The organism is Nostoc sp. DedQUE09 (assembly GCF_034530915.1).
In the GTDB taxonomy this organism is placed as follows: domain Bacteria; phylum Cyanobacteriota; class Cyanobacteriia; order Cyanobacteriales; family Nostocaceae; genus Nostoc.
On the sequence record NZ_JAVRCE010000084.1, the window covers coordinates 1 to 24,011 of the forward strand.

20 protein-coding genes are annotated in these 24,011 nt (G+C 40.5%); 7 read left to right on the forward strand and 13 right to left on the reverse strand.

Annotated elements, in window-relative coordinates:
* Positions 1-215 precede the first annotated feature (215 nt).
* The 4 genes from RMY27_RS31990 to RMY27_RS32005 form a co-directional block, all read right to left on the reverse strand.
* On the reverse strand, positions 216-1,520 hold the full coding sequence (locus RMY27_RS31990) for a P-loop NTPase fold protein (protein WP_322668846.1): 1,305 nt from the start codon (positions 1,518-1,520) through the stop codon (positions 216-218).
* A gap of 432 nt (positions 1,521-1,952) precedes the next feature.
* On the reverse strand, positions 1,953-2,183 hold the full coding sequence (locus RMY27_RS31995; RefSeq protein WP_322668847.1) for a hypothetical protein: 231 nt from the start codon (positions 2,181-2,183) through the stop codon (positions 1,953-1,955).
* 315 nt (positions 2,184-2,498) lie between these two features.
* On the reverse strand, positions 2,499-3,974 hold the full coding sequence (locus RMY27_RS32000) for a pentapeptide repeat-containing protein (RefSeq protein ID WP_322668848.1): 1,476 nt from the start codon (positions 3,972-3,974) through the stop codon (positions 2,499-2,501).
* A gap of 270 nt (positions 3,975-4,244) precedes the next feature.
* Positions 4,245-4,955, reverse strand: a complete 711-nt coding sequence (locus RMY27_RS32005) for a pentapeptide repeat-containing protein (protein ID WP_322668849.1) — start codon at positions 4,953-4,955, stop codon at positions 4,245-4,247.
* Positions 4,956-5,233: 278 nt separating this feature from the next.
* On the opposite strand from RMY27_RS32005, the gene RMY27_RS32010 reads away from it, so the two are divergent.
* Positions 5,234-6,448, forward strand: a complete 1,215-nt coding sequence (locus RMY27_RS32010; protein WP_322668850.1) for an FAD-dependent oxidoreductase — start codon at positions 5,234-5,236, stop codon at positions 6,446-6,448.
* Between the two features lie 115 nt (positions 6,449-6,563).
* On the opposite strand, the gene RMY27_RS32015 is transcribed toward RMY27_RS32010, so the two are convergent.
* Both RMY27_RS32015 and RMY27_RS32020 read right to left on the reverse strand, forming a co-directional pair.
* The gene (locus RMY27_RS32015; protein ID WP_322668851.1) at positions 6,564-8,381 is read right to left on the reverse strand and encodes a tetratricopeptide repeat protein; all 1,818 of its coding nucleotides are present in this window, start codon (positions 8,379-8,381) and stop codon (positions 6,564-6,566) included.
* A gap of 293 nt (positions 8,382-8,674) precedes the next feature.
* Complete coding sequence (locus RMY27_RS32020; RefSeq protein ID WP_322668852.1) at positions 8,675-11,845, reverse strand: plasmid replication protein, CyRepA1 family; 3,171 nt, start codon at positions 11,843-11,845, stop codon at positions 8,675-8,677.
* A 559-nt stretch (positions 11,846-12,404) separates the two neighbouring features.
* Between RMY27_RS32020 and RMY27_RS32025 the strand changes: the two genes are divergently transcribed.
* The 3 genes from RMY27_RS32025 to RMY27_RS32035 all read left to right on the forward strand — a co-directional run bounded on the left by RMY27_RS32025 (position 12,405) and on the right by RMY27_RS32035 (position 14,284).
* On the forward strand, positions 12,405-12,917 hold the full coding sequence (locus tag RMY27_RS32025) for a hypothetical protein (RefSeq protein WP_322668853.1): 513 nt from the start codon (positions 12,405-12,407) through the stop codon (positions 12,915-12,917).
* Positions 12,918-12,998: 81 nt separating this feature from the next.
* Positions 12,999-13,166: a hypothetical protein gene (locus tag RMY27_RS32030; RefSeq protein WP_322668854.1), complete on the forward strand. Its 168-nt coding sequence runs from the start codon at positions 12,999-13,001 to the stop codon at positions 13,164-13,166.
* A gap of 302 nt (positions 13,167-13,468) precedes the next feature.
* A complete protein-coding gene (locus tag RMY27_RS32035; protein WP_322668855.1) occupies positions 13,469-14,284 on the forward strand; it encodes a hypothetical protein in 816 nt (271 codons plus the stop codon).
* A gap of 137 nt (positions 14,285-14,421) precedes the next feature.
* Here the strand turns inward: RMY27_RS32035 and RMY27_RS32040 are convergent, their stop codons facing one another.
* The 3 genes from RMY27_RS32040 to bchB form a co-directional block, all read right to left on the reverse strand.
* Positions 14,422-14,775, reverse strand: a complete 354-nt coding sequence (locus RMY27_RS32040; protein WP_322668856.1) for a hypothetical protein — start codon at positions 14,773-14,775, stop codon at positions 14,422-14,424.
* A 16-nt stretch (positions 14,776-14,791) separates the two neighbouring features.
* Entirely contained in the window at positions 14,792-15,178 is a 387-nt protein-coding gene (locus RMY27_RS32045) for a hypothetical protein (protein WP_322668857.1), read from the reverse strand.
* 158 nt (positions 15,179-15,336) lie between these two features.
* Positions 15,337-16,863, reverse strand: coding sequence for a ferredoxin:protochlorophyllide reductase (ATP-dependent) subunit B (gene bchB / locus RMY27_RS32050; RefSeq protein ID WP_322668858.1), 1,527 nt, complete (start codon positions 16,861-16,863; stop codon positions 15,337-15,339).
* Positions 16,864-17,408: 545 nt separating this feature from the next.
* Between bchB and RMY27_RS32055 the strand changes: the two genes are divergently transcribed.
* Positions 17,409-18,098 (forward strand): Uma2 family endonuclease, encoded by a 690-nt coding sequence (locus tag RMY27_RS32055; protein ID WP_322668859.1) that lies wholly within the window; start codon positions 17,409-17,411, stop codon positions 18,096-18,098.
* Positions 18,099-18,343: 245 nt separating this feature from the next.
* Here RMY27_RS32055 and RMY27_RS32060 read toward each other — a convergent pair whose 3' ends face one another.
* From RMY27_RS32060 to RMY27_RS32075, 4 genes are all read right to left on the reverse strand, one after another.
* Positions 18,344-18,721 (reverse strand): DUF2358 domain-containing protein, encoded by a 378-nt coding sequence (locus tag RMY27_RS32060; RefSeq protein WP_322668860.1) that lies wholly within the window; start codon positions 18,719-18,721, stop codon positions 18,344-18,346.
* Positions 18,722-18,785: 64 nt separating this feature from the next.
* Positions 18,786-19,349, reverse strand: coding sequence for a hypothetical protein (locus RMY27_RS32065; protein WP_322668861.1), 564 nt, complete (start codon positions 19,347-19,349; stop codon positions 18,786-18,788).
* A 149-nt stretch (positions 19,350-19,498) separates the two neighbouring features.
* Positions 19,499-20,173, reverse strand: coding sequence for a HupE/UreJ family protein (locus RMY27_RS32070; protein ID WP_322668862.1), 675 nt, complete (start codon positions 20,171-20,173; stop codon positions 19,499-19,501).
* A 238-nt stretch (positions 20,174-20,411) separates the two neighbouring features.
* A complete protein-coding gene (locus RMY27_RS32075; protein WP_322668863.1) occupies positions 20,412-21,146 on the reverse strand; it encodes an SGNH/GDSL hydrolase family protein in 735 nt (244 codons plus the stop codon).
* Positions 21,147-21,699: 553 nt separating this feature from the next.
* Between RMY27_RS32075 and RMY27_RS32080 the strand changes: the two genes are divergently transcribed.
* Both RMY27_RS32080 and RMY27_RS32085 read left to right on the forward strand, forming a co-directional pair.
* Positions 21,700-23,085 (forward strand): calcium-binding protein, encoded by a 1,386-nt coding sequence (locus tag RMY27_RS32080; protein ID WP_322668864.1) that lies wholly within the window; start codon positions 21,700-21,702, stop codon positions 23,083-23,085.
* Positions 23,086-23,635: 550 nt separating this feature from the next.
* Positions 23,636-23,917 carry a hypothetical protein gene (locus RMY27_RS32085; protein ID WP_322668865.1) on the forward strand — a complete coding sequence of 94 codons (282 nt, stop codon included), beginning with the start codon at positions 23,636-23,638 and terminating at the stop codon, positions 23,915-23,917.
* Positions 23,918-24,011 lie beyond the last annotated feature (94 nt).

Here is a 24,011-nt window from a genome sequence, read left to right on the forward strand (position 1 = left end):
TTCCTTTAAGGCTACGGTGTACACACAAGTCTGAAATAGCTGATTAACCAGGGTTTTACCCCACCCTAACCCTCCCCTTGCAAAGGGGAGGGAACCGGATTTTTCTTGTTTCCCCCCTTTGCAAGGGGGGACTAAGGGGGGTAATTCGACCTGTGTGTACACCGTAGCCTTTTATAAGGGGGGAGTAAGGGGGGTAATTGTTCATATACGCCGATTTATAACCTAAATTCTTTGGCTTGTGCCAAAATCGGATTGATATCAAACCACGAACCATCTTCATTTCGGTATTCAAATACAAACATACTGCGGAGCAAAAGTTCGTATCTTTCATGACCTCTTAAATTTTTCTCTTGCGCTACCTCACGCAGTAATTCCCATTCATCGGGCGTAATTGCCAAAGTTAGCTCATTGCGGCGTTGTTTAATCACTCTATCCACACACTCCCGCGATAAAGGTGGGTCTTCTTGCTGAAGACAACGAAACAGTAACATCAACAAGTTACGCAAATGACCACCGCTAACTCGGCAAAGTCGCTCTAAAGTATCAGGACTATCAAAAACCTCAGTAATTAAATTCAGACTTTGTTCCCAACTGACACCAGGAAAAGCCCTCGCCATAACCATCTTTTGCAGCAGCGTAATTCCTTGTGAGAATTGCGAACCATCTTGTAATTCCACAGGAACCATCGGCAAAACCTTGGGGTCTATGCCAAAGCGATTAGTTAACCTTCCTAAAGCGTTGGAAAAAATCAACACTAAGGGAATCGTATAAACAACATGACAATTTAGCTGGTTTAACTGTTCGCCTCGTTCTACAAAGAGATATTCTGGCTGATAATGACCGGAAGGTTTTTGAGAATTATCTACTCGGTCGAGATTATCTATAATTACCACCAGTCCTTTTTTACCCTGCTGCTTGAGTTTTTCTCTAGCAGGCTTGAGCAATTCTTTGTTAATTGATTCTAAAATGCCGTTGGTGCGCGGTTCTAAATATTGCCGTAACTGAGAGCGAAGTTTGGGACTATCTTTAGTTTTGGCGGTAATCTTGGCAATACCTACAGATAATTCCGCCTCAACGCCTATATCTAGCGGCGTTTGCAAAAACTCAGAAATTTCTGTAAACAGATTCTTAAAGTATCCTGGTTTGAGGTTAATTTTTATTGCTTCCAGACTTTGACTAACCTCACGAGCTACTGCTAATAAAATATCTGTAACATCAATATCAGCCATATCCAGGCTTTGGCTAGACTCGAAATAAACCACATGAAATCCCTGTTGCTCTAACTCTGCCTTTAGCCGCAGTAATTCAGTGGATTTGCCACAACCGATATGTCCGGTAAACAATTGACAAGTAGGCTGCTCAGGTGAAAGGCGGGTGATAGTTCGCCCAAGTTCTTCAATAATCTTGGCACCACGCACTTTAGAGAAATCAATATAATATTGTCTATCCTCCGGTTTGCTCACGACCAGAGTTTTACTGGGGTTGCAAGCTTGAAAAAACCTGACTAAATCTAGTTTCATCACAAATTACCCGAAATCAGCTTAACGCTCTTGCCCATTTCAGTGATTATACAGACGATAAAGCGGCTATTTCGGAAAAAACTTCTTCAGATTGAGTGATTATTTTTGTCTTATATCAAGTCTGGGTAATTAGTTATGATACCCACAGTCATTGCACCCCACCCCCAGCCCCTCCCCGCCTGCGGGGAGGGGAGACAAAGCATAGCTTTGGCGGGGTGGGGTTCTTGGGGTTTAGTAAGTAATCAAGCGGACATGATATTAAAGGTTCAACGATGAAGCTTAGAGGTTTGACGATGATGCTCAAAGGTTCAAAGTTTCAGTATCTAAAGGTGAAACTTGAGCTTTCCAATGTTCAGGTGGTTGAAGATTTTCCGGTAGGATGATTGTGCGATCGCCAGAAGAATAAGTTTAATTTGGTCTACTAATTTTTAATTATGATAAGCGTTCTTCTTGTAGTTGTCTGTCTATATCCTCAGCAGTTCGAGAAGGGTGTCTCCAACGGCTTTCTTCTATAATGTCCAGTACAGAACGATGTTTGAGTTCAGCTTTTTCTGGTAAAATCACAAATACATCAACGCTATCGCCTATTTCAGCTTCTGGAATTTCAATTTCTATTTTGTTTCCTGGTAAAACTTTGGTTGTGATACGTAAAGCTGATTGCATGGTTTTTTATCAACGTTGATTAATACTGTAGGCAAGATTGTTCTCTTCTATATTCTCCTACAAGCCATAGAGGGTAGCAGTACTCTCATCTATTTCTATTTCTTGTTTTTCGCTAAATGAATAAACAATCCAATAAATAAAATTAGAACTATAAACAAATTTCTTGGTATGTCTGTGTTGTTCTCAGACATAGGTTTCATCTCCTTTATCTCCAGAATTGTTAGGGAGACTTTTGGTATAAAACTATAGCATGAAGTGAAAACGGTAGAATGCGCCTAAATAACTCGCCTAAATAACTAATGATGCTGCGATCGCTTAACCCAATTGCCGCCAATGTGCCGGTGCTTCGATATAATCAGGTAGGCGAGTGGTGCGATCGCCAACTGCCTCTCTAATCTGATGTAACTCTAAATTTTTCGCTCCTGTCAAAATTGTCCCTTCCAATTTGACATCATTGAGATTAGCTTGTGACAAGTTAGCTCCCATGAGGTTTGCCTGAGTCAGGTTAGCTTGATAAAAGGTTGCCCTATAAAGGTTCGCTCCAATCAGATTAGCCTGATATAGGTCAGCTTCTGTTAAGCTAGCTTCTGAGAGGTTGGCAAAATATACTTCTGTTTGATGGAGTTTAGCTGCATTCAAATTAGCTCCAGAAAGGTTAGCTCCATTTAAGTTCGCTCCACAGAGGTTGGCACCAATCAAACCCGTTTGGTGCAGGTTGGCTTTACCCAATTTTGCTCCTTGCAAGTTAGCTAAAAACAACTTTGCTCCAGAGAGATTAGCAACTTTTAAGGTCGCTTGTTGCAAGTTAGCTTTATAAAGATTCGCTCCCTGTAAGTTAGCAGCCCGCAGACTTGCACCAGACAGGTTGGCTGAACGCAGGTTTGCTCCAGAGAGGTCAGTGCGATTCAGGTTAGCCCAACAAAGGTTGGCTCCATATAAACTAGCTTTTAGTAATTTGGTTTCATAAAGAATCGACCTAATGAGTTTAGCGCCGCTAAGATCACATCCACTCAAGTCAGCCCCACGCAAATCAGCCCCACTCAAGTCAGCCCCACGCAGGTCTGCTTGTTGCAAGTTAGTTTTTAGCAGGTCTGCTTGTCTAATGTCGGTGTTACGTAAATCAAGTTTCTGATCTTTTGGGTCTTCGAGTAAATTACGCCTGCCGATAACAGTCAAGGCTGCTTGAATATCGGTGCGTATTTTGGGAAATTCTTCATGGAGATTTTGCTCTAACTGCGGCGTTGGACGCGACCCACCTCTACGCCTACTTGAGTAAACTGCTCCTTGATATTCCGGCTTTTGTTGCTCGCTTTTTACGTGCTGGATAGGCGCATTCTCTCGCACAAAGGCAGTGAGAATTTCCATAATTGTCCAGTGTTCTTGAGGAAAATCCTGAGCAACCCTTTCTAAAGCGTAAATTGCGCCTGTCCGGGTTTCAACCTTTTCATGGCCAAGCTGGGCAGTTGCGCCCATAAAGCGCTCTGCAATCAATCTATCTTGATTGAGTTTGGCATTTTGCAAGCCAATTTCTAAGTTTTTCTCAGATGCGATCGCACTCTTCTGCATCGCTTGGGCACGCCTTGCTGCATAATAAGTATTAAAGATTGCTGCCGATGCGAGAAAAACTATTGCAGTAGTTGTTAAAGCTTGGTTTCTATACTGGATTTTTTCTTGAATTGACAATTCTTTAATATTGGACAAGGCAAAGAAAATTACAGTCAACGAGCAGCCAAATATGGCTGTTAAAGTTATCAACCAATTCAAAAGAGCGTCTGTCTTTTTAGAAGACATGGTAAAAATTTTCCTTACAACCTAGAATTATTACTTAGATGTTGAGGAAAAATAGTATAGCATTTAGCAGAAATTTATAACAGGTGTCAAAACACTCATTGAACTAAGGAATTATATCTAATATAATTTTACGTCACACATTAAGAAACGCTTGCGCTACAAAAATTACGAATTACGCTGAAAATAGAGAATCATGAGAGACGCAATTAGTTGTATCTCTACTAAAGAGTAGGGAAACATTTTTCAATAAGTAATCAAGCGAATATGATATTACTCAGAGAATTTGGTTTCTCTGAGGTTTGCTTTATCAAGTATGGTGTTATGGAGAATTGCTCCATGCAAGCTAGCTAGATATAAACTGGCACGATGCAGGTTAGCTTCAGAAAGGTTAGCTTTCTCTAGATTAGCTGCACTGAGGATTGCTCCTTCTAAGTTCGCTAGATATAAATTAGCTCCTTCTAGATTAGCTGCACTAAGTATTGCCCCCGCTAAATTAGCTTCTCTAAGATTAGCCCCAGCTAGATTAGCTTGATAGAGATTTATCTGTTGTAGATTCGCCCCTTTCAAGTTTGCTCCTCTGATATCCGTGAAGCTCAAATCAAGTTGCTCATTTACTGGGTCTTTGTTTGCATCTCTTCTAGCGATAACAGTCAGCGCGGCTTGAATATCTAAACGAATTTTTGTTGACAGGTAGTTCGTTACTTCCTCTTGGGGCATATAAGGAGCATTTTTTCGTACAAAACTAGTAAGAATATCTACGATCGTCCAATGGTACTGTGGATAGGTATAAGCAATTTGTTCCAAATCATTAATTATAGCTAGACTGATTTCTATAGTGTTATTTTCTAGTTGTTCGCTTGCTATTCTTAAGCGTCGTTTTAGCGACTGATGCTGATTTTGTTTAACTTGATTCTGGGAAACAGGTATCCGCAGGAACATTTGGGATAGCTGGATGTGACTTTTTGATAAAATGTTTTTCATGGCATTCAAGACATTAATAATTAACGAAAATGAATTTTAATATCTAATTTTTATTAAATAAATTATTTACGTATGCTATTGTTTAATACATATTTAGTCCTGAAATTTCTTTATGTAATCAACAAAATGGAAAATATAACTTCTGAGTAAGTAAACATAAGCATACCTACTCTTGCCATTCCCAATAATCAGTTGTAGTTACTAGTCTTTCTTCTTCACGGACAATTAACTATCGTCATGATAATTCTGATTTATTTATAATCATTCATTAACTAAAGATGACTATTAAAACCCAACAAAATATACAACCAATACTTAAAAATCTGGTATTAATTGGTGGCGGTCACAGCCATGCTATTGTTATAAAAATGTTCGGTATCAAACCGTTAACAGGAGTACGTTTGATACTGATTACCACAGCATCAGAGACAGCCTACTCTGGGATGTTACCAGGACATATTGCCGGATTTTACAGCCACAATGAATGTCATATTGACTTGCAACCCTTGGCGAACTTTGCTCAAGTACAATTGTATATTGACACAGTAGTTGCCCTTGACTTAAAAAATAACAAAGTTCTTTGTGATAACGGACTTGCGGTAGATTTTGATGTGCTGTCTATTGATATTGGCAGCACTCCGGCCATACTGTCTGTATCAGGTGCGGCAGAATATGCGATCGCAGCTAAACCAGTATCGCAGTTATTAGAACATTGGTATGAACTAATTGAAACCGTAGGTAAAAATCCTCAAGAACCAATTAGGATTGCGATCGTCGGTGGTGGCGCTGGCGGTGTAGAATTAGCGCTATCGATGCAATCTTGTTTACATCGGATTTTGGATAAAACTCAACAACCTATTCAAAACCTAGAAATTCATTTATTCCAGCGCGGACAAGAACTGATGCCCAATTATCATCAATCAGTGCGGCATCAACTTCAGCAAATTTTAACTGACCGACGGATTAAGTTACATCTGGGAGAATCTGTGTGTAAAATTGCACCTAAAGCCCATAATAAAGCTAAAGAAGTATTTGAAATTAAATGTGAATCTGGTTTGACAGTAGAGTGCAATAAAATTTTTTGGGTAACACAAGCATCAGCACCCGAATGGTTAAAGAACGCTGGACTAGGAACTGATGAGCAAGGTTTTATTTTGGTAGAAGATACGTTGCAATCTCAAACGCACCCGCAGGTATTTGCTGCTGGTGACATTGCCACAATAGTAAATCATCCACGTCCGAAAGCCGGGGTATTTGCTGTTAGACAAGGCAAACCTTTGTTTGAGAATTTACAGCGAATTTTATTAGGCAAGCCACTCAAACCTTATAAGCCACAGAAACAATATTTGAGTTTAATTGGTACAGGAGACAAACAAGCGATCGCAACACGAGGCACTTTTACTTTACCACCCTACAAACTATTGTGGCATTACAAAGATTGGATTGACCGCCGCTTTATGGAACGCTTTCGTTTTGAAGAAACAAAAGAGTAGAAAGTGGGTAAGAAGCAGGGGGCTGGAGGGAGAATAAAATTACCTCTTTCCCCTCCGCCTCTTTCCAATGACAAATGACAAATGACAAATGACAAATGACAAATGACAAATCCCCTCATCTAAGCTGTTCAATTAGCTCAATAATTTGTTGGTAATATTGGATATTTCCTTCTTGGTAATATAAGTCTGCGGATTTCTGAAAATCTCTAATTGCTCCTTGAGAGTCTCCCAAATTCCGGTAGACATCTGCTCGCAGGATGTAAGCTGAAGCCCAATTAGGCTGACGCTGTAAGGCTTGGTTTAAGTCTGCAACCGCTCCTTGTAAATCTCCCAACAGAGAACGGCTACGACCTCGATTGTACCAGTCTTCGGCAAAGCTGGGGTCGATCGCGATCGCTCGACTGTAATCTTCTATTGCTTCTTGATAATCTTCTAGGGCATAGCGAGCATTAGCGCGATCGCTGTAAAATGCAGCAGATTGGGGATTTATTTGCAAAGCTTGGGTGTAATCTGCGATCGCACTTTCATAAGCTTCTAAAGCATAATGAGTGGAACCTCGGTTGTAATATGCTTCAATTAAATCAGGATTAATTTTTAATGCTTGGTTATAATCTGCGATCGCTCCTTGTTCATCTCCTAAAAGACGACGAGCATTTCCCCGATTGCAATACGCTTGAGAAAAGTCAGGAACAAGCTCTATGGCTTGAGTGTTATCATCAATTGCACCCTGTAAATCTTGCAGGGCTTCACGAGCAATACTCCGACCATAATAAGCTGCGGCTAAGTTATCATTAATTTGCAATGCTCGATCGTAATCTTTAATTGCACCTTTATAATCTCCTATAGAACGACGAGCCGCCGCGCGATCGCAATATCCTTCTGCTAAATTAGGATTGAGTTGTAATAGGCGATTGCTATCTTCAATTGCACCTTGATAATCTCCTAATCGCCGACGAGCATTTGCGCGAAAGCCATATACTAAAGCGAGAGTCGGGTTTTCTTGTAATGCTTGGTCATAATCTGCGATCGCACCCTCATAATCCTCAAGAGTACTACGAACCAGACCACGCTCACAATAAGCTTGCACATCATCAGGATTCAGCTTTAATGCTTGGTTAAAGTCTTCAATTGCTTCCTGATAGTTTTTGAGGTGAGCAAGCACCAAACCCCGATTATAGTACGCTCCGGCAAAGTTAGGATTGATTTTTAGGGCGCGGTTGTAATCTGCGATCGCACTTTGATAATCTGCTAAAGCGTAGTAGGCATTACCTCGGTTATGATAAGCCTCTGCCAAGTTAGGATCTAATTGTAATGCTTGGTTATGGTCAGCGATCGCTTCTTGATAATTGCCTAAAATATGGTGGATGTTACCGCGATTGCTGTAAGCTGCGGCAAAATGGGGATGCCATTGTAAAGCTTGCTGAAAATCTGCGATCGCTCCTTGACGATCGCCACGTTCAAAACGAGTTACGCCGCGATTATGATAAGCGTTAGCAATATCAATATTGATATTATCAGCTAATTGGGTACTCATTTCGATTGTTTGGATATAATCTGCGATCGCTTTGTCGTAGTTTTCCAAAGCAAAGTAGGCATTCCCGCGGCTGTGGTAAGATTGCGCCAGATTGGGATCGATTTGTAATGCGACGTTATGATCTGCGATCGCGCCTTCATAATCGGCTAAAAAGTAACGAGCATTAGCGCGGTTATAATAGGCTGTGGCAAAACTAGGATTAATTTCGATGGCGCGATTAAAGTTAGCGATCGCAGTGCGATAATCTTTGAGACCACTTAAAATCAGCCCCCAATTATGGTAAGCTTCGGCATAATCAGGATTTAACTTGATTGCTTGGGTGTAAGCTGCGATCGCGGCTTGATAGTCCCCTTGCAAATTGTGGTTTAATCCTTGTTTAAAAAAATCTTCCGCATTCATATAATTTTTTAGCTTTTGACATTCTCTAGCCTAAAGTATCGAGATTCAACTAATCGCCTATGGTCTTTATCTCGTTCCCAGTCGGAGACTGGGAATGCCGTCCTTGAGGCAGAGCCTCAAGACTCGCAGCAGAGCAGCATTTCCCGACTTTGCCTGGAAACAAGGTTTTAAAGGAGTTTCAGCTTAAGTTGACACTGGCAAGATGCCCACCCCACAATATTGGATAATTTCTTTTTTGGAGTTCCCTGATTACAAACCCTAAAATGCTTTTGCGATAAAACAATTGATAATTGCTATATCTGAGATAAAGACAGAGTAGATGTAGAAGATAATTTATCGTCTACCTTTTCAGAGTTGCTCTGCATAATTTCAAACTTGCAGTCTGAAGAATAATCAGGTAACTCATAACCAACACTCTTAACATGAGCCAACATCACCTCATCTCGTTGATGCCAAACAGCAAATATTTTCTCTCTGCCATCATATAGTGTTTCTAAATCAATTTGATAAACTTGATTTACTCGTTTTAGCTTTAAACCTAATAGATTTAGTAGTCGACCAAGTATTTTTATGGCTGAAACTTTTTCTTTTTCGCCGACTAAATTAATACCAAGTGCTCTTTTAATATGCTTACTATGCTGAAAAGCAATATTTTTCAGCAATATTAAATCTGTATCGTTCTCAGTAAATTCGCGTTTTTCTTCGAGAAACTGAAGCATTCCTAAAGCTCTCATAGCTTCAACTTTGAGCGTGTAAGTTTTTAAATCTGGGAGAAAAACTTTTCCTTCACCCCAAGACAATTGCTGATGCCATTCTTGCTCGTCTCTAACGTGAAAATACTCGCTTTCGTGAGTTAAATAATAGTGAATTAACAGCTGACGATAATATCCTTGTTCATCCTGCAACTTCAGCCAAGGAGTAATTTTTACACCATATCTTTGTCTAAGAACATATTTATTAATTTGGTTGCGTTCTCCATCCGTTAGGGAATGCTTAAGTAACATTTGCTCATATTCTACATAATCGATATCTTTAGCATTAGCGACAGCGGTTGCTACCGATAGTTGGTTTTGCTGCTTAATTTCTTTAATTTTGCGTTTAATTTCTTTAGCTTTTTGACGACTTTGTGCCCAATCTTTTTGAACCTTGACAATTTCTAAAACTAATCTTCGGCGCGTCGCTAAGTCATCGGCATCGGTTGCCAAAAATGCCAGACGTAAATCTCGAATAATATTATTGTGAACTGCATTACTCCGCACCTGAATTTGATGCCCATCAGCAATCAAACCATCTTGCATCGATTGTCGATAGAGGCGAATAGAAGCATTTACCCTTGCAGATAACTTCGCCCAAGTTCGCAAATGAATCGGGTCATAAACTAAGGGCAAATCCACATCTATTTTATGTAGGGGACTCAGCAAAGCTAAGTTTTCTTTTTGATTTTCTTGATACCAATCAGATAACAAACGATAATTTGTACTCCCACTACCAATTAAACCAATACCTCGTTTAGCACACCAGACAACACGCGGTACATCATCCCTGACTCTTGCTAACGCTTGTCTTGCTTCCGAGTCAGGTATTACCCCTTGAAAAATGCCATAAACACGGTCTAAATGTTGGACATCAATACTAATTCCTGTACCAAGACTAGGGGTAACAAAAACGCCGTCATATTCAGATATTTTTTGATTGATTGCTGCAATAAAATCAACTGCTGCGTGACCAGGTGTATTTGTTGTGTGACTACTAACCACCAGAGTTTTAGGAAATTGTCGCCGTAATTTTTGTAGCCTTTCTTTCAAATAACGTTCAATTGTTTCACAACTATAACGCCCAGCCCGACTATCAGTAGTAACATAACATTTACGTCCAGCAAGTAAATCCAATTCTAGTTGGTGAATTAGCGGTGTTGGATTCGGTGAATCATAAAAAGTTATGTCCCAACCTTGCTGAGGCTTCCACTGATTCAGAACTATCCAAGGTGTTAATTTAATTCCTGCCAATCCCTGTAAATATTCAAGTGAAACATCTGATAAATCAGCATCTTGAGCAATTATTAACCCCCCACTTGTTAAAACTGTTGCAATGAGTTGCTGGAATAACTTTAATATTTTTACCCGTTTATGCTTACAAGTATTACTGTTTAACAGATGCCATAAAGATTGCTCTACTTCATCTAAAATTACTATTGCTCCCCGCCAATGTTCTGGGTTAAGTTTCCAAATCGAATCAACGCACAAGCCGAGAGATTGCTGAGGGAATAGAGAGCGCAGTATGGGAGGAGCAGGGGTAAGTGTTTTATTAATCTTTTTCTCACCATCTTCTTTATGTGTTCCCCATTGAATACCAATTTTTTCACACAAGAATCGTCCAAGTAGGATTCTGTGAGTAATTAACAAAACGGGTTGGTTTCGACTTTTTGCTTGTTGAACAACGCCTTGCAATGCCGTAGTTTTCCCCGTTCCTTTCGCTGATTTGACTCCTACTAATCCAGAGGTGGGAAAAGGTATTTCACCTATATAAGGACGGTTGAAGGTAAGTGCAGCAGGAATACTTAACTCGGTGTGAGGTCTGGTTTGAGCAAGATAGATTTCTAAATCAACACTTTGGCGATATACTCTCTCAAAATTATTTGCACCCTTAGCAACAATAAACTCATCAACCCCTTTTTCTATACCCGGAAGTTCGATGACTTTTACAGGGCAATTTTTTTGCTGGAATAAACAACCAAGTTGAGAAATAGCATTATTTACAGCAGCAATTGTCTTGGGTTGAGTTTCAAAATCAAAGCAAATGTAAAAGCTGCGCTTTGTAATCGCAAACGTGGCTAAATCAGGAATTAGCTGACGACGGGTAACTTTACCAAATTCATCTTTTACAACCCGATAACCACTGGTAATTCCGGGAATAGCAATAGCTACATATCCTTGCGTCAACAATGCGGCTGCTTTCTTTACACCCTCGCAGATGATGAGGGGAATGTTCTGTTGCATCACCCATTGCCAAAAGCCTCCAGCCTCCCCATCAGGAGTAATGGTGATATTATCAGGCATGACCAGATTGTAACGTCCAGCGACTTGCTGCCACACTTGCAACGTTACCCGCAAACAAAACACCCGCGTTGGTGTGCTGGGAGGATGCTCGTACTTGATGGATTTGCCATTGTGATTTTGTCGGGGTTGGTTTGGCTTAAAGCATCCCCATTCCATCATTTGCCAATTATTCAGAGGGTCTAGTCCCGAACACCACCAACCACCTTCTGTGATGTGAGCATAACGCTGCAACCAACTACTTTTCACCATTCCGGTATTGGTGCGGGGAAGTAGCTCAGAAATCAACAGGTACTCATAAGCTGTTACACCTTGGAGCGATCTAAAATTGAGATGCACTAAGTGTAAGTCTATACCACTACTCTTGACTAATTCTTCAAGGTGTTGGGGGTGTAAATAGTGCAGATGCATAGGGAAAGGAGCGAAGGGAAGACAATGAGATTAAAACAGTAACATGCATATACTTTTTTTTAATACGCGAGATTGCGAGGCTTTTATGATGCTTTTTTTACTTCGTTGCCGGAGACACATCGGTTAAAGCTGTAGTGGGTTATTCTGCCTATTAGATCCCCGAAGTAATAATTTTGTATTGTGATATTTGTTCGCTTTTAATTTTTATTTATCAGTAAATTTCTGCGTTAAGGAATGCGATCGCTACATGACATCGCTATAAGGTAATATCTTCATATAGTTCAGCAAAGGCTTTACACTGAGCATCCACTCCATATCACGCCTGTAACCTCTCTAAATGAATACATAACCCTTGAACTCCGGGCCAAAGGTTTGAGATAGTCTTGAGTATTAATTTTTCTTTGCGATCGCAGCTAATACAGATACCTCAACGTAAAACTTTTACTCCAGTAGCACGGTAACTTCTTAAGCTGATTAGAGGTAAAATAAACAACAACTTTTAAAATTAAGTTCAATCTGCTTTATAAACCCTTTGCTTTTAGTTGCGAATGTAGGAAATATGGCTTTGTACTTTTTCATTTTTCCGTGTGTTTGTTTCATCACTGGCTATTTTTTATTCAAAAATAGAAATAATGAAATCTCACATTTAGTAACTGTATTTGCAGCTATCAGCCTGATTTTGGGTTTAATGTTGGCTCCTTGGCAAATTTTACTTCTACTGTTAACTCTTATTCTTATCAGTACAAGCTACGAGTATTATACAAGCAAAGTAGTCAGCAGGGAAACACAATATACACAACAGCCAGTTCCCAAATCGGAACCAGATTATCACTTAATCTATCGTGGAGCTTCCTATCGTCATGACCTCAACCCCAAATTAGATCGAGAAACCACACCATCAGTAACTCATAAGTTGAGCTTTCGAGGATGTACTTATGTTGTTGGCGCCGATCCTAATACGCAATCGACTGGAATCATTACACCACAAGCAACTCATAAGTTGAGCTTTCGAGGAAGCACCTATTCTATAAATAGAACTACGCACAGAGAAATTAAAGAGCAAGGTAGTTAGAAACTTGGTGCAAGTCTTTGAAAGTTTACATTTTATTGGCTCATACTTTTCAAATCCAAGAGGCGATGTCTACAATGGGCTATGACAATCTCTAACACTACACTACCGATGAGGTACTGGTGCTATTTATGCCAAATTCTGCTACAGCACCTGCAAATTAATGTCATTTATAGACTTTATGCCCAGCAATATTGCGATATCAAGGGAGAACCTAGCAGCGATCGCACATCCTCGACTATTGCCTACTGAACTCAATGCTGCTTGATTACGCGATCGCTATAAATCATAACCATATTAAGAAGTACCTAATACATATACTTTGAGAAATGGTATTAATATATGGCTTTGTTAAAATTCCTAGACGAACAAATAATGTTAAAAAATAAGAAAATATTCTGGAAACTACTGTTGAGAAAGTTTATTTTTTATATGAGTAGGGTGGAACTTACTTGGTAAAAAAGATATCTAGTTAGTTTGATTCTTAACAATTCACTCCTTGGGGAGGCGGTTAGTCTCCAGAAATAGACAACATATTTTTAAGCTGTAAAATTATGTGGAAATCAAAGTTAATATTTAGACTTATACTGTCGGCTGCGGCGATCGCTACTAGCGTACAGCTAAATTCAGCGAGTGACTATGCGATTGCTCAAAGTGCATCTTCCAATCCGACTGTCGAATCTGAGCAACAAAATCAAGCTTTAGAAGATGGCAAGGTTGCTATGGCAGGAGTTGGCATAGGAGCCATTGCAGGCTTACTCATTTCTGGTTTATGGTATCAAAAACGTCGCTACCACAAAATCCAGTCACGTGCCAAGATAAACCGCTTTCGTGAAGAGTTTCTCTGTGGCTCTTTAGCAGATTATTATTTATCTAATTCTAAAGCAAATTCTTCACCTACAAATTCTCGGAAAACTTTACCAACACCCACTAAAGAAGAATCCCCTACTTCTGAGGAAACTTTAGTAACGCCAACTAAAGAAGAAATATCCGATCCCTCTACTTCTGAAACAAATAATCTTGCAGCAGAACCCACGCCAGCCATAGCATCTAATTTCTTATCTGACTCCTACCACAAGTTAATCGAGGAAATTGTTAATACCGCTCTCAATAGTCAAATCAGTTCTAAAGAGTATATATATCGCCAATTATTAGAAAATGTGAGTAGTGGTAATGATGAAATCTTTGAACGCTGTTTGAGCGATCGCTTGCATTCCATCCAATCTGAACTACATAAAGTAATAAATTCTCCGAGTTTATTCCAAAAAGAGACTCCTGAGTTAAAGAAAGCTCGTTTAAATCGTACCTTGAAGGCATTACAAAGTATTCATGAGGAATGGGAAAAAATCCAAAAACAAAAACTAAATTAAGCTTCAGTTAACCCAACTGTGCAACAAATTCTCACGGACTGAAAAGCAAGAAGCTTTTCAGTCTTGTTACAAAACCGAACTAACATTATTAAATTTATTGGTGCTGCACTAGATTTATATTCTATTACGTGAAATCATTACTGAATAGGACGTAAAACTTCTAATTCACTAGGATGAGTTAAAACTTTGCCTAATGGCTCACTGAAATACACAACTTGATAATTCGGTGCAAGTTCTGTTTGCAATTCCTTCCAAAGACTAATTCCTTCTTCTTCAAAAGCCGCTTCAGCCTCTGCACTCAAATCTGGTGAGTTAGCAGGATCTTGCCAATTTGATGTTGCATTGTAAGCAGATGCCCATTTTCTTAGATGGCTAATGGTTTCTTGACTGAGGGGCAGTTTTGCTGGATCGATGTTACCAACTTTATCAGCATCTGCCCACCATAAAGGTTCGCACCCATAATCAGCCATTAGTTTTATCTTTACTGCCATAGCTATTCAGGTGAAATTATGGTACAGAGGCGGGATTTGCTCCGACTATATAACCATTATCGCCCACACTCACTGCTATGTATTGTGTTTGTCCATTAAAAATTACTTCATAGATTTCTCGGCGAGGTTCTATTGTTCCTTGATAACCAAGAAACTTTCCTCTTGTCACAGCAGCTATAACAGCATCAGGGATTTCATTCTGAGAGATTCCACGCCTGGCAAAGTCATCTTGATGTTTATTTAAGATGTGGGCTAATCCGCTACCTCTTCTACCAGCTTTTCCCTGCTCTAAAAATACAATTTTGCCATCGGTTTGCTTGGCAATCCGCACAACTTTTTCTGGACTGTGATTAATACCAGCCTGACATAGTGCCGCAAACAATGCTGCTTTGTCATCATTCATATTTAATTTAGTTCTTTTAAATACTTATTGAAAAAATATATAAAACTTAATATTAAATCTATGATATCTCATAATTTAATTTTTATCACTAAAGTAAAAAATAGGGTAAAGAGTATACATAACTCCTCACCCCTAAATCTTCTCAATTCAACTCTAATCTAAGCCCCGACAGCTTCCTTTGCAGCGTACAATACCTCAGCGTTAATTTCTTTAAAACCGCGATCGCGCGCAAATTTTTCAGTATTACGCTTCACTTTCCCGCGCACAAATCCAGGAATTTTATTCAATTCTGCTTGACCATCTTTTGTCCAATTCAAATCAGAATCAGCAGAAATTCCTCTAGTAATAACTTCTTTGGTATCGTGACCGCCAAAGATTTCTAAGAGGTGATCTTCCATTCCCAAAGTGAAGGAATTGTAGATCAAATCTGTAATCTGATTCGTCCCTTCGTAACCCATAAATGGTTTGTAACCAATGGGGAAGTTTTGGACGTGGATTGGTGCAGCAATTACGCCACAAGGAATATCCAAGCGCTTACCAACATGGCGTTCCATTTGCGTGCCGAAAATGGCAGAGGGTTCGACACGAGCGATCGCATCCCCAATTACACCATGATCGTCTGTAATCAGCACTTCATCGCAATATTCACTAACCTGTTCGCGGAACCAATCTGCATCATATTTACAGTAAGTTCCAGCCCAAACAACATGAATCCCCATTTCTCGCGCCAAAATCTTGGTAATGGCGGCGGCGTGGGTATTGTCACCAAAGACTACAGCTTTTTTGCCAGTCAAGTTTTGACAGTCAATCGAACGGGAGAACCAAGCAGCCTGAGATACATGGAGGGTTTGCTCATTGATGAAGTCTTCGTAGTCAACTTCTGCACCTTGAGCATTAATTACCTGCTGAATCTTGCGAATACAACGGGCAGTTTCCACTACACCCATTGGAGTAATGTCTATATAAGGTGTGCCAAATTGTTCTTCCAAGTAACGGGCTGTGGTCAAACCGAGTTCGCGGTAAGGTACTAAGTTAAACCAGGCTTGGGACATCTTCTTCAAGTCATTCACCGAAGCACCTTCGGGAATTAAGGTATTTACCTCAATCCCCAAGTCAGCCATCAGCCGTTTCAGTTCGGTGCAGTCGTGGTTGTTGTGGAAACCGAGGGTGGTAGTACCGATAATGTTCACCGAGGGCTTTGCTGTTTTGCCCTCAGCCAATTCGCCTCGCCTCCGAGCTTTTTCAATGTAGTATTGAACGATTTGATCCAAAGTGCGATCGGCGGCTTGCAGTTCGTTATAACGGTAGTGGTTCACATCCGCTAGCATTACGTCTCCTTTCGCTTCCAACTGCGCCCGTTCGACAAAGTTGTGCAGATCCTCTTGCAAAATGCTGGAGGTACAGGTGGGAGTTAACACAATCAAATCTGGGTGTTCCTCGGCATCCTTGCGGACGATGTTATCTACCACCTTCTCTTGGGAGCCGCGTGCCAAAACGTTGCGATCGACGACACTGGTTGTCACCGGAGTAAAATCCCTTTCCCGCGATAGCATAGAGCGCATGACGTTGAAGTAATCATCGCCAAGTGGGGCGTGCATGATCGCATGAACATTTTTAAAAGAACTAGCGATTCGCAGAGTGCCGATGTGGGCTGGGCCAGCATACATCCAGTAAGCCAATTTCATGTTTGTGTCTCCCTTTTAAACAGAAATAACTAAGTAAGTGGGCGTAAAAAATATAAGATAGAGCTTACCACCAACCCCTTCGGTGCGTAGTTTACCGCCGTAGGCATCGCCCAGCGTACCGTTGATAGAGAAGGGGAGAGGTTTGGAGAGAGGTATTATCTTTAATTCAGCCCATTTACTTATAAGTGCTTGATTATTAAATCGTTTCTGATTTTCTCAAACCTGCTGGCTGAAAAAAAATAAGGTTTGTTGCGGGTTTTAGGCGAGGCGATATGGCTGGAACCTTTTTACTGCTTGGGATACAGCTATCAATTTCAACAACATTTCTGTTGGGTTTGTAAAAAAATCTTAATGTTTCACTAAATTAGACCTAACAAGAACAGCCCCTTCCCTACTAGCCTTGGAGAGTAAAATTCAAAGCCTCTCTCCTTTTAGGAGAGAGGTTTGGAGAGAGGTCAGAAGTCCTTCATTCCCAACTCGGCAGCGTTTTTACCTAATTCGCTAAGATGTACACAAGCTCATTTTCACAACAATTATGGTGAAATATGGTGAAAATACCCTCCCAGCTTTGGACAATTCCTCCTTTGGAAAATGGCGATAAACTTACCCGCTATGAATTTGAGCGTCGCTATAATGCCACCCCTAACCTGAAAAAAGCTGAATTAACGGAAGGGATTGTCTATATTATGCCTGCTGCCCTGCGTTTCCGAAGTCACGGTCAACCGCATGGTTGGATTATTGGTTGGTTAGTTACTTACGAAGCTGCGACTTCTGGTGTAGCGTTGGGAGTTGAACCTACCATCCGCTTAGACTTAGATAACGAACCTCAACCCAATGCTGTTCTGTTGATTGAACCGGAAGCAGGTGGTCAAACGCGGCTGAGTGAAGATGATTATATTGAAGGTGCGCCAGAGTTAGTTGTGGAAATTGCTGCTAGTAGTGCGGCTATCGATCTTCATGGCAAAAAACAGGCTTATCGTCGTAACGGTGTCAAAGAATATATTGTTTGGCAAGTTTTAGACCAAAAATTGACTTGGTTTTCTCTGGAACAGGGTGAATATTTGGAATTAGTACCTGACAATGAAGGCGTTTTGCGAAGTCGGGTATTTCCAGGGTTGTGGTTAGCGACCACGGAGTTATTAGCAGGTAATATGCAGGGTGTGTTGAAGGTTTTACAAGCAGGTTTGCAGTCTGCTGAACATAGAGATTTTATCCAGAAATTAGGTAGTTATTAACCCCTTCTAAATCGAGAAAATATCTTATACAAATTCTGTATGTAGTATATAGTTAATTCAGCAGATATTTCAGGATTTTTTGCAACCATCATAATAATTAATGGCTTTCGTTGTTACATCTAGTGTAATAACAAGACTTCAGTCCTGATTTTGTTTCCATAGCATCTCGTCAGAGAGGACTAAAGTCCTTACTACAAACCATGAAGGTTTTGACGGTAATTATATTATTTGAATCATCCACTTTTTCAAGAGGAAAAATGCTGCTTCACTACATCTAAGCGGGAACAGTTCCAATAATCGATATGGGAAATAATCAAACCATCAGAGTTAAGACCTAATTCACTCCAACCAGGAATAGAGATCCGTGGTTTCCAGGGGAGAGGAGTATTCCAACTGAGTGTCCACTCAGTTTTGATTGTGTCTCCTAAACGTTGAATATTATGTAAGTCCATCTTGGGATTTAAAAACCAAGTTTCGATAAAATTAATCATTGCTTTGTAACGTTTAACACCACGGAATTTATTCATCGGGTCTTGAAAATAAACCTCTGGGGCATAAATGCTATAAGTTTGATTGACTGGGAATCTTTGATAGTCTTTTTTGAGGATTTCAACGAGATTCATGATAGATAAATATATCTGTAAAATATCTGTAAATTGGTTGAATATGAAAACTGAAGAACCGAAATTACCCCTCATTCCATAAACGTTCTAACTGACGCCGCCAAGCAGTTAAGACTTCTTCTCGTCCTTGTGAAGTTTGATTGATTTCGCCCATCATTCCTTCGGCGTAAAAGCGTTCTAAGCTTTGCATAGTAGCTTGCAGAGATTGTCCTTGCTGTTTTGCTGCCTGAATAATTTGCCGGATACGGCTTTCAATTAGTTGATTAAAGACATTATCTAATCTAGCCTGATGGAGAGATAAAAGTCGGTTGATTGCATTGGATAAATCTGCACTCACTAAAGTTCCGCTGTGATGTTGAAATACCCCCCAAATTACTCTTTCATACAAAGCGTAACGTACTTCTTGAGTGTCATCAAAGTTGGCTTCTAGGAACTGTTCTAAAAATGGTTGGGCTTCTTGGATGGGCAGAATAGGCAGTAAAACTCGCAGCCAAGTATTATCTTCGGAAAGCAGCACCAACAGCCGAAAAGTAGGAGTGTCTACTTGCCACGATCCAGGAGCAGTCGTAGTAACAGCCGATGTATCAAATAATTCTGTAAGCGTAGCCGCAATTTCTTCAGGTGTCATAACTTTTTATTTATATATAGCCTCTAGATTAGCGCAGAGGTGCATCAACATATTCACTAGCTCGATCCAATCTGAAAACGCAGTGGGGGCGCACAGCTAGGTGTACGCCCCCACGAATGAATGTATTCCACTGAATTGAAATATCTGATTTAAATAAGCGAATTGCTCAAAAATACGATACCGATCGCACATAAAGCGAAGCCAGCAAGGCTGATTTTCCAGGATAAAGTTCGGTTTATCTCTCCCATACCCATCCCAACACCAATTTCTCTGGCACTCATAGCAACGGTAAACAGAGTTAAGGCAATACCTAGTATATAGGCAACGACTGATATTGTTCCTGCACTAACAATAGATTCAGCATTAGCGTAACCTTGAAATAAACCGGCATTGATGCCCACTAGAGCAAGCACCAGAAAGTTTAGTTGATTTGGCATCATCAGCATAGTACCAAAAACAATGGTAGAAATGGCGATGGCTATTTCTGTGCCTGGTAAATCTAGCTGAAATATATGAATTACAATGCCCAAAACTGTTGCCAAGACAAAACATCCAGCGATCGCAGCGCCACTAACAAACACAGATGAGAGTAAGCCAATAGCAACAATACCAACTAAACAATTCAAGCTAATTACTGGATCTGCCAATCCCCAAACAAAGGCTTCCCAGCCATTAGAGATGTTATGGTCAATTGGTGTTCCACTCAATGAACTCAGTAAGCTAATTAAAATTAAAGCTGCGATCGCCCCAACATGGCGATCCATGAACTTTGAGGTATTAAGTTTCCCCCAAGCACGGGATTCCGATAGTTTAGTCTTGAACATCGCTATATACCAAATTAGTTTTTAGGTAATTTATACTACCCACCTACCCCAAAAAACTAACGTGGTAATTACGCTAGATCGTACTACCTTCATAAAGTTATGTAAAGCCGCAGTCGTAGAAAAAGCACTGAATACAGCAATTCGAGCAATCTTTTAGCAAGTAGATAAAAAACTTTGCAATTAATAAGTGCATATTTTCTTTTTTATAAATTCGCTAATTAAATATAAAAGGTTATTTTTATATTTTTATGACGATGCTATCAACCAAGTTTTTAATGATTTGGGCATCTGTTTCACTTAAACTTTCCAACTCAATTCTGTTGTTTTCTTGTGGGTTACTAGAATCGCAACTATATATACGACGACTCAAGCCTACGGGACTATTCTCGTAAAATGTTGCATAGAATACACACGCTGCGACATACGATCCAATCGGACTAGGGTGGCTTTTATCAGAACTATAAAGGTTTAATTTTAGATTCGCTTCTTGAATTTTTTGCCAAGCTATTCCCACAGGTGCAACTTTAGCTTTCAGTTCTTGAGCAATGTTCATGTAAGCATCAGTCAATATCTGTTGCGTTTCTGGTTGATTTTGCTTTGCCCAAGTCAAGTAAAACACTGTTTGGGAATTAACTCGCTTAATCTCAGCATCAAACAGAGTAGCGTACTTGTACATTTCCTTGGGATTAGTAATTGGTAAAGTACTTTGCTCTTGCAGTACTACGTAATCCCATCGTTTTGCTTTCAAAAGTCTGAGTGCTTTACCACGTCTCCAGTGGCTTTTGAGCGTAGCTCCACCAACCACAACCATTTCAGTTTCCAGCGTTTTAGGTTCTTTCACTGAAGCAGCCAACTGTTGTGTCAACCAAGGAAGGTCGTTGAAATATGTATAGCTGTTGCCAATAAATAAAACTCTGATTGCCTGCTGTTCGCCTACTGGGAAGGAATTTGCCTGAATCTGCCTTTTTAGCATTTTAAACAAGGCAATCATCAGAAAGAGGAATAAACATACATATACTATGTTGGTGTTGCTCATCATCCCTGAAATCTTTGCAGTATAACTTATTCTTGTACAAGATTTTTGTGGGAATAGTTCTGGTTATTGATGAGTATATGAAAGTTTTTCCCAAGATATTGCAAATTTTACCCAACCTAAAACTCCGTAAGTTATTTTGCAATTATATTGCCTCAATTATCCAAAGTTACTTTAGTGGATGAACTAGATACACTCCTCCATCCCCGTTGCCTCTTAATCGTTTTTTGATGGGGGAGACTGAACAACTACGGTTGGCTGACTGATTTGATTTAGGTCTTTGATTTTTACGCTACCCGCAACTCCTGTAATTTTGGCAGACTATGAACTTTTATAAAAAATTGGCTGGCTCTGCATAAAACTTGTGCGTCCAACGTAAATTAAGCAGGTATTAGCTTGATGAGAGGGAATTGTCGTTAGAGAATTCTTTTTCAAAGAGCAAGACTTTCAGGGTTTAAAACTTGATCGCACTCAATTGAGGAAAGTTATATTAATGTCCAGACTAATTGTTTCTTTACCCCCATTCATAGGCACTTCTGGTTCGGATCTAGTGGTGGGACAAGAGGATAATGCAATCCCAGCAATTGGAATTGAGGTTTTAAAAAACGGAGTCATCGATACTCAAGCAGGTAACGATACTATCGAGGGTAGTGGCACAGGCGGCGACGACTTTAACAATGCAGGCACAGGTACAGGCATTGCTAACAGTGGCATCATCAATGCAGGGACGGAAGACGATACGATCTCTGGCACAGGCACTGGTGGCTACCAGTATAGAACTGATGTACCTGGTATAGGTATCTCTAACACTCAGGGTGGTTACATTAATGGAGAAGACGGAAAAGATTTGATCAAGGGAACCGGAGTGGGAGGCGACGCTTATGGAACAGCCATCACTATAGGTATCTCTAATACTCAGTATAGCCGCATTGATGGAGCAAAAGGGAACGACTCTATCGAGGGAACTGGATCGGGAATGACTGCTATAGGAATTTCTAACACTGAGGGCAGCAACATTAATGGAGGAGAAGGGAACGATTCCATCAAGGGAACTGGAACTGGTGGAACTAGTAGGACTGGAGGAGAAGGTACAGGTATCTTCAACAGTGGTGGTAGCAACATTAATGGAGAGAAAGGAAACGATTCTATTGTTGGTATCGGCAAGGGGAGTGATGCAAGCGAAGAACCTTTTAGATCGTACTATGCGGGTAGGGGTATAGGCATCTCCAACAGCAAGAGTAGCACGATCGCTGTTGGGCAGGGAAACGACTATCTCTCTGGCACAGGCACAGGCGGTGCAGGGTTCTACGCTGATGACCCTTTTGGGCAAGGGCCAGTGGAGCTTGCACCTGGTGTAGGTATAGGCATTGTTAACAGTGGCACAATCAATTTAGGCGATGGCAACGATACCCTCATTGGCACTGGCATTAGTCAAGGCACAGGTATTCTTAATACTGATGGCATTATTTATCAAGGGGCAGGAGATGATATCCTTACTGGCTATGGCACCAGCATTGGCATTCAAGGCGGCACGATTGATGGCGGAAACGGTAAAGATGAATTCAAAGCCCGTCGAATTGATGCTAACGGTAATACTGTCTCCGATCAAGGGGGTACTATTGCCGATGTATTGATTAAGGGTGGAGGTGGCAACGACATATTTGATGTTGGTTACGGTAATGCCACGCTCGATGGTGGATCGGGAGCGGATAAGCTAATTCTGTCTAATTTCAAAAGTGATTATATTATTACGGGTACAGGCAGCCCCAACAATTACACCATTAAGCGGGATCAATTTACCTTGAATGTCTTGAATGTTGAGGAAATTGCCTTTAGTGGCGTTCCTCTACAGCAAAATGTGCTTGGGACAGTGAATTAAGAATTTCCAACAAATAAATTATCCAATCTTGTGGAGTGGGATGAGGGCTTGAAAATCGCAGCAGTCGGTTATCAGAAGTGCAACAAGAACACTTCACTTTTTGTAGTGCTAAAAATTACCCAAAGTTAGCACTACAAAGAGTAATATCATGTTCGCTTGATTACTTACTAAACCCGAAGAACCCCACCCCGCCAAAGCTACGCTTCGTCTCCCCTCCCGAAGAGCGGGGAGGGGATTAAGGGGAGCCAGTGCGGTCTTGGGGTCTCCCCAAGTGGAGCATCTGGCGTGTGGGGTGCAATGACTGTGGAAATCATAACTAATTAGGCGGACATGATACAACCCTCAAGCCCTGTAATGACTGGTGTCTAGAGGTATAGGTATTTGCCATGAGACTAAAAATCTAATTGCTAGTAAACAGCCGCGATCGCAATTTTTAGGTAATTAAACCATAGTACCCGGTAGCACAGATGTGCTGCCCTACGGGGGATTGAAACAAAATCCCTCAATACTTTAGAGTTAATAATAAACTCAACTTCAAAGCGCGATCGCAATGACTGATAAAGAACTCAAACATCTAATTGAGAGTAATGCTAAAACAGTCCAAGCTATGTTAGATGAAATGGCGGAAGCACGACAAGAACGCCAAGAACTCCGAGAAGGAATGCTCCAAATTCAGAATGCAGTAGCACAATTAACGAATATACAAGAGAGAATAACCAATTTACTAATTTCTATTGATGGCGATCGCCCCACAATTCTTAAAAAACTCTCGGCACTGGAAACTAAGCTTGACCAGTTATTGCAGCAAAAGCCAACGGATGAGTTAGGGTAAACACTCATAATAATGCCTAGACGTGTTGAAACAACATTTATTTTCCTTAAACAGTCGATAATGTAAATAAATGTAAAAAAATCTCAGGCAGGAT

What these genes read in the sequence shown, in the direction of transcription:
- RMY27_RS31990 (WP_322668846.1), bottom strand. Translation starts at nt 1,520, where the DNA reads ATGAAACTAGATTTAGTCAGGTTTTTTCAAGCTTGCAACCCCAGTAAA.
- RMY27_RS31995 (WP_322668847.1), bottom strand. Translation starts at nt 2,183, where the DNA reads ATGCAATCAGCTTTACGTATCACAACCAAAGTTTTACCAGGAAACAAA.
- RMY27_RS32000 (WP_322668848.1), bottom strand. Translation starts at nt 3,974, where the DNA reads ATGTCTTCTAAAAAGACAGACGCTCTTTTGAATTGGTTGATAACTTTA.
- RMY27_RS32005 (WP_322668849.1), bottom strand. Translation starts at nt 4,955, where the DNA reads ATGAAAAACATTTTATCAAAAAGTCACATCCAGCTATCCCAAATGTTC.
- RMY27_RS32010 (WP_322668850.1), top strand. Translation starts at nt 5,234, where the DNA reads ATGACTATTAAAACCCAACAAAATATACAACCAATACTTAAAAATCTG.
- RMY27_RS32015 (WP_322668851.1), bottom strand. Translation starts at nt 8,381, where the DNA reads ATGAATGCGGAAGATTTTTTTAAACAAGGATTAAACCACAATTTGCAA.
- RMY27_RS32020 (WP_322668852.1), bottom strand. Translation starts at nt 11,845, where the DNA reads ATGCATCTGCACTATTTACACCCCCAACACCTTGAAGAATTAGTCAAG.
- RMY27_RS32025 (WP_322668853.1), top strand. Translation starts at nt 12,405, where the DNA reads ATGGCTTTGTACTTTTTCATTTTTCCGTGTGTTTGTTTCATCACTGGC.
- RMY27_RS32030 (WP_322668854.1), top strand. Translation starts at nt 12,999, where the DNA reads ATGACAATCTCTAACACTACACTACCGATGAGGTACTGGTGCTATTTA.
- RMY27_RS32035 (WP_322668855.1), top strand. Translation starts at nt 13,469, where the DNA reads ATGTGGAAATCAAAGTTAATATTTAGACTTATACTGTCGGCTGCGGCG.
- RMY27_RS32040 (WP_322668856.1), bottom strand. Translation starts at nt 14,775, where the DNA reads ATGGCAGTAAAGATAAAACTAATGGCTGATTATGGGTGCGAACCTTTA.
- RMY27_RS32045 (WP_322668857.1), bottom strand. Translation starts at nt 15,178, where the DNA reads ATGAATGATGACAAAGCAGCATTGTTTGCGGCACTATGTCAGGCTGGT.
- bchB (WP_322668858.1), bottom strand. Translation starts at nt 16,863, where the DNA reads ATGAAATTGGCTTACTGGATGTATGCTGGCCCAGCCCACATCGGCACT.
- RMY27_RS32055 (WP_322668859.1), top strand. Translation starts at nt 17,409, where the DNA reads ATGGTGAAAATACCCTCCCAGCTTTGGACAATTCCTCCTTTGGAAAAT.
- RMY27_RS32060 (WP_322668860.1), bottom strand. Translation starts at nt 18,721, where the DNA reads ATGAATCTCGTTGAAATCCTCAAAAAAGACTATCAAAGATTCCCAGTC.
- RMY27_RS32065 (WP_322668861.1), bottom strand. Translation starts at nt 19,349, where the DNA reads ATGACACCTGAAGAAATTGCGGCTACGCTTACAGAATTATTTGATACA.
- RMY27_RS32070 (WP_322668862.1), bottom strand. Translation starts at nt 20,173, where the DNA reads ATGTTCAAGACTAAACTATCGGAATCCCGTGCTTGGGGGAAACTTAAT.
- RMY27_RS32075 (WP_322668863.1), bottom strand. Translation starts at nt 21,146, where the DNA reads ATGCTAAAAAGGCAGATTCAGGCAAATTCCTTCCCAGTAGGCGAACAG.
- RMY27_RS32080 (WP_322668864.1), top strand. Translation starts at nt 21,700, where the DNA reads ATGTCCAGACTAATTGTTTCTTTACCCCCATTCATAGGCACTTCTGGT.
- RMY27_RS32085 (WP_322668865.1), top strand. Translation starts at nt 23,636, where the DNA reads ATGACTGATAAAGAACTCAAACATCTAATTGAGAGTAATGCTAAAACA.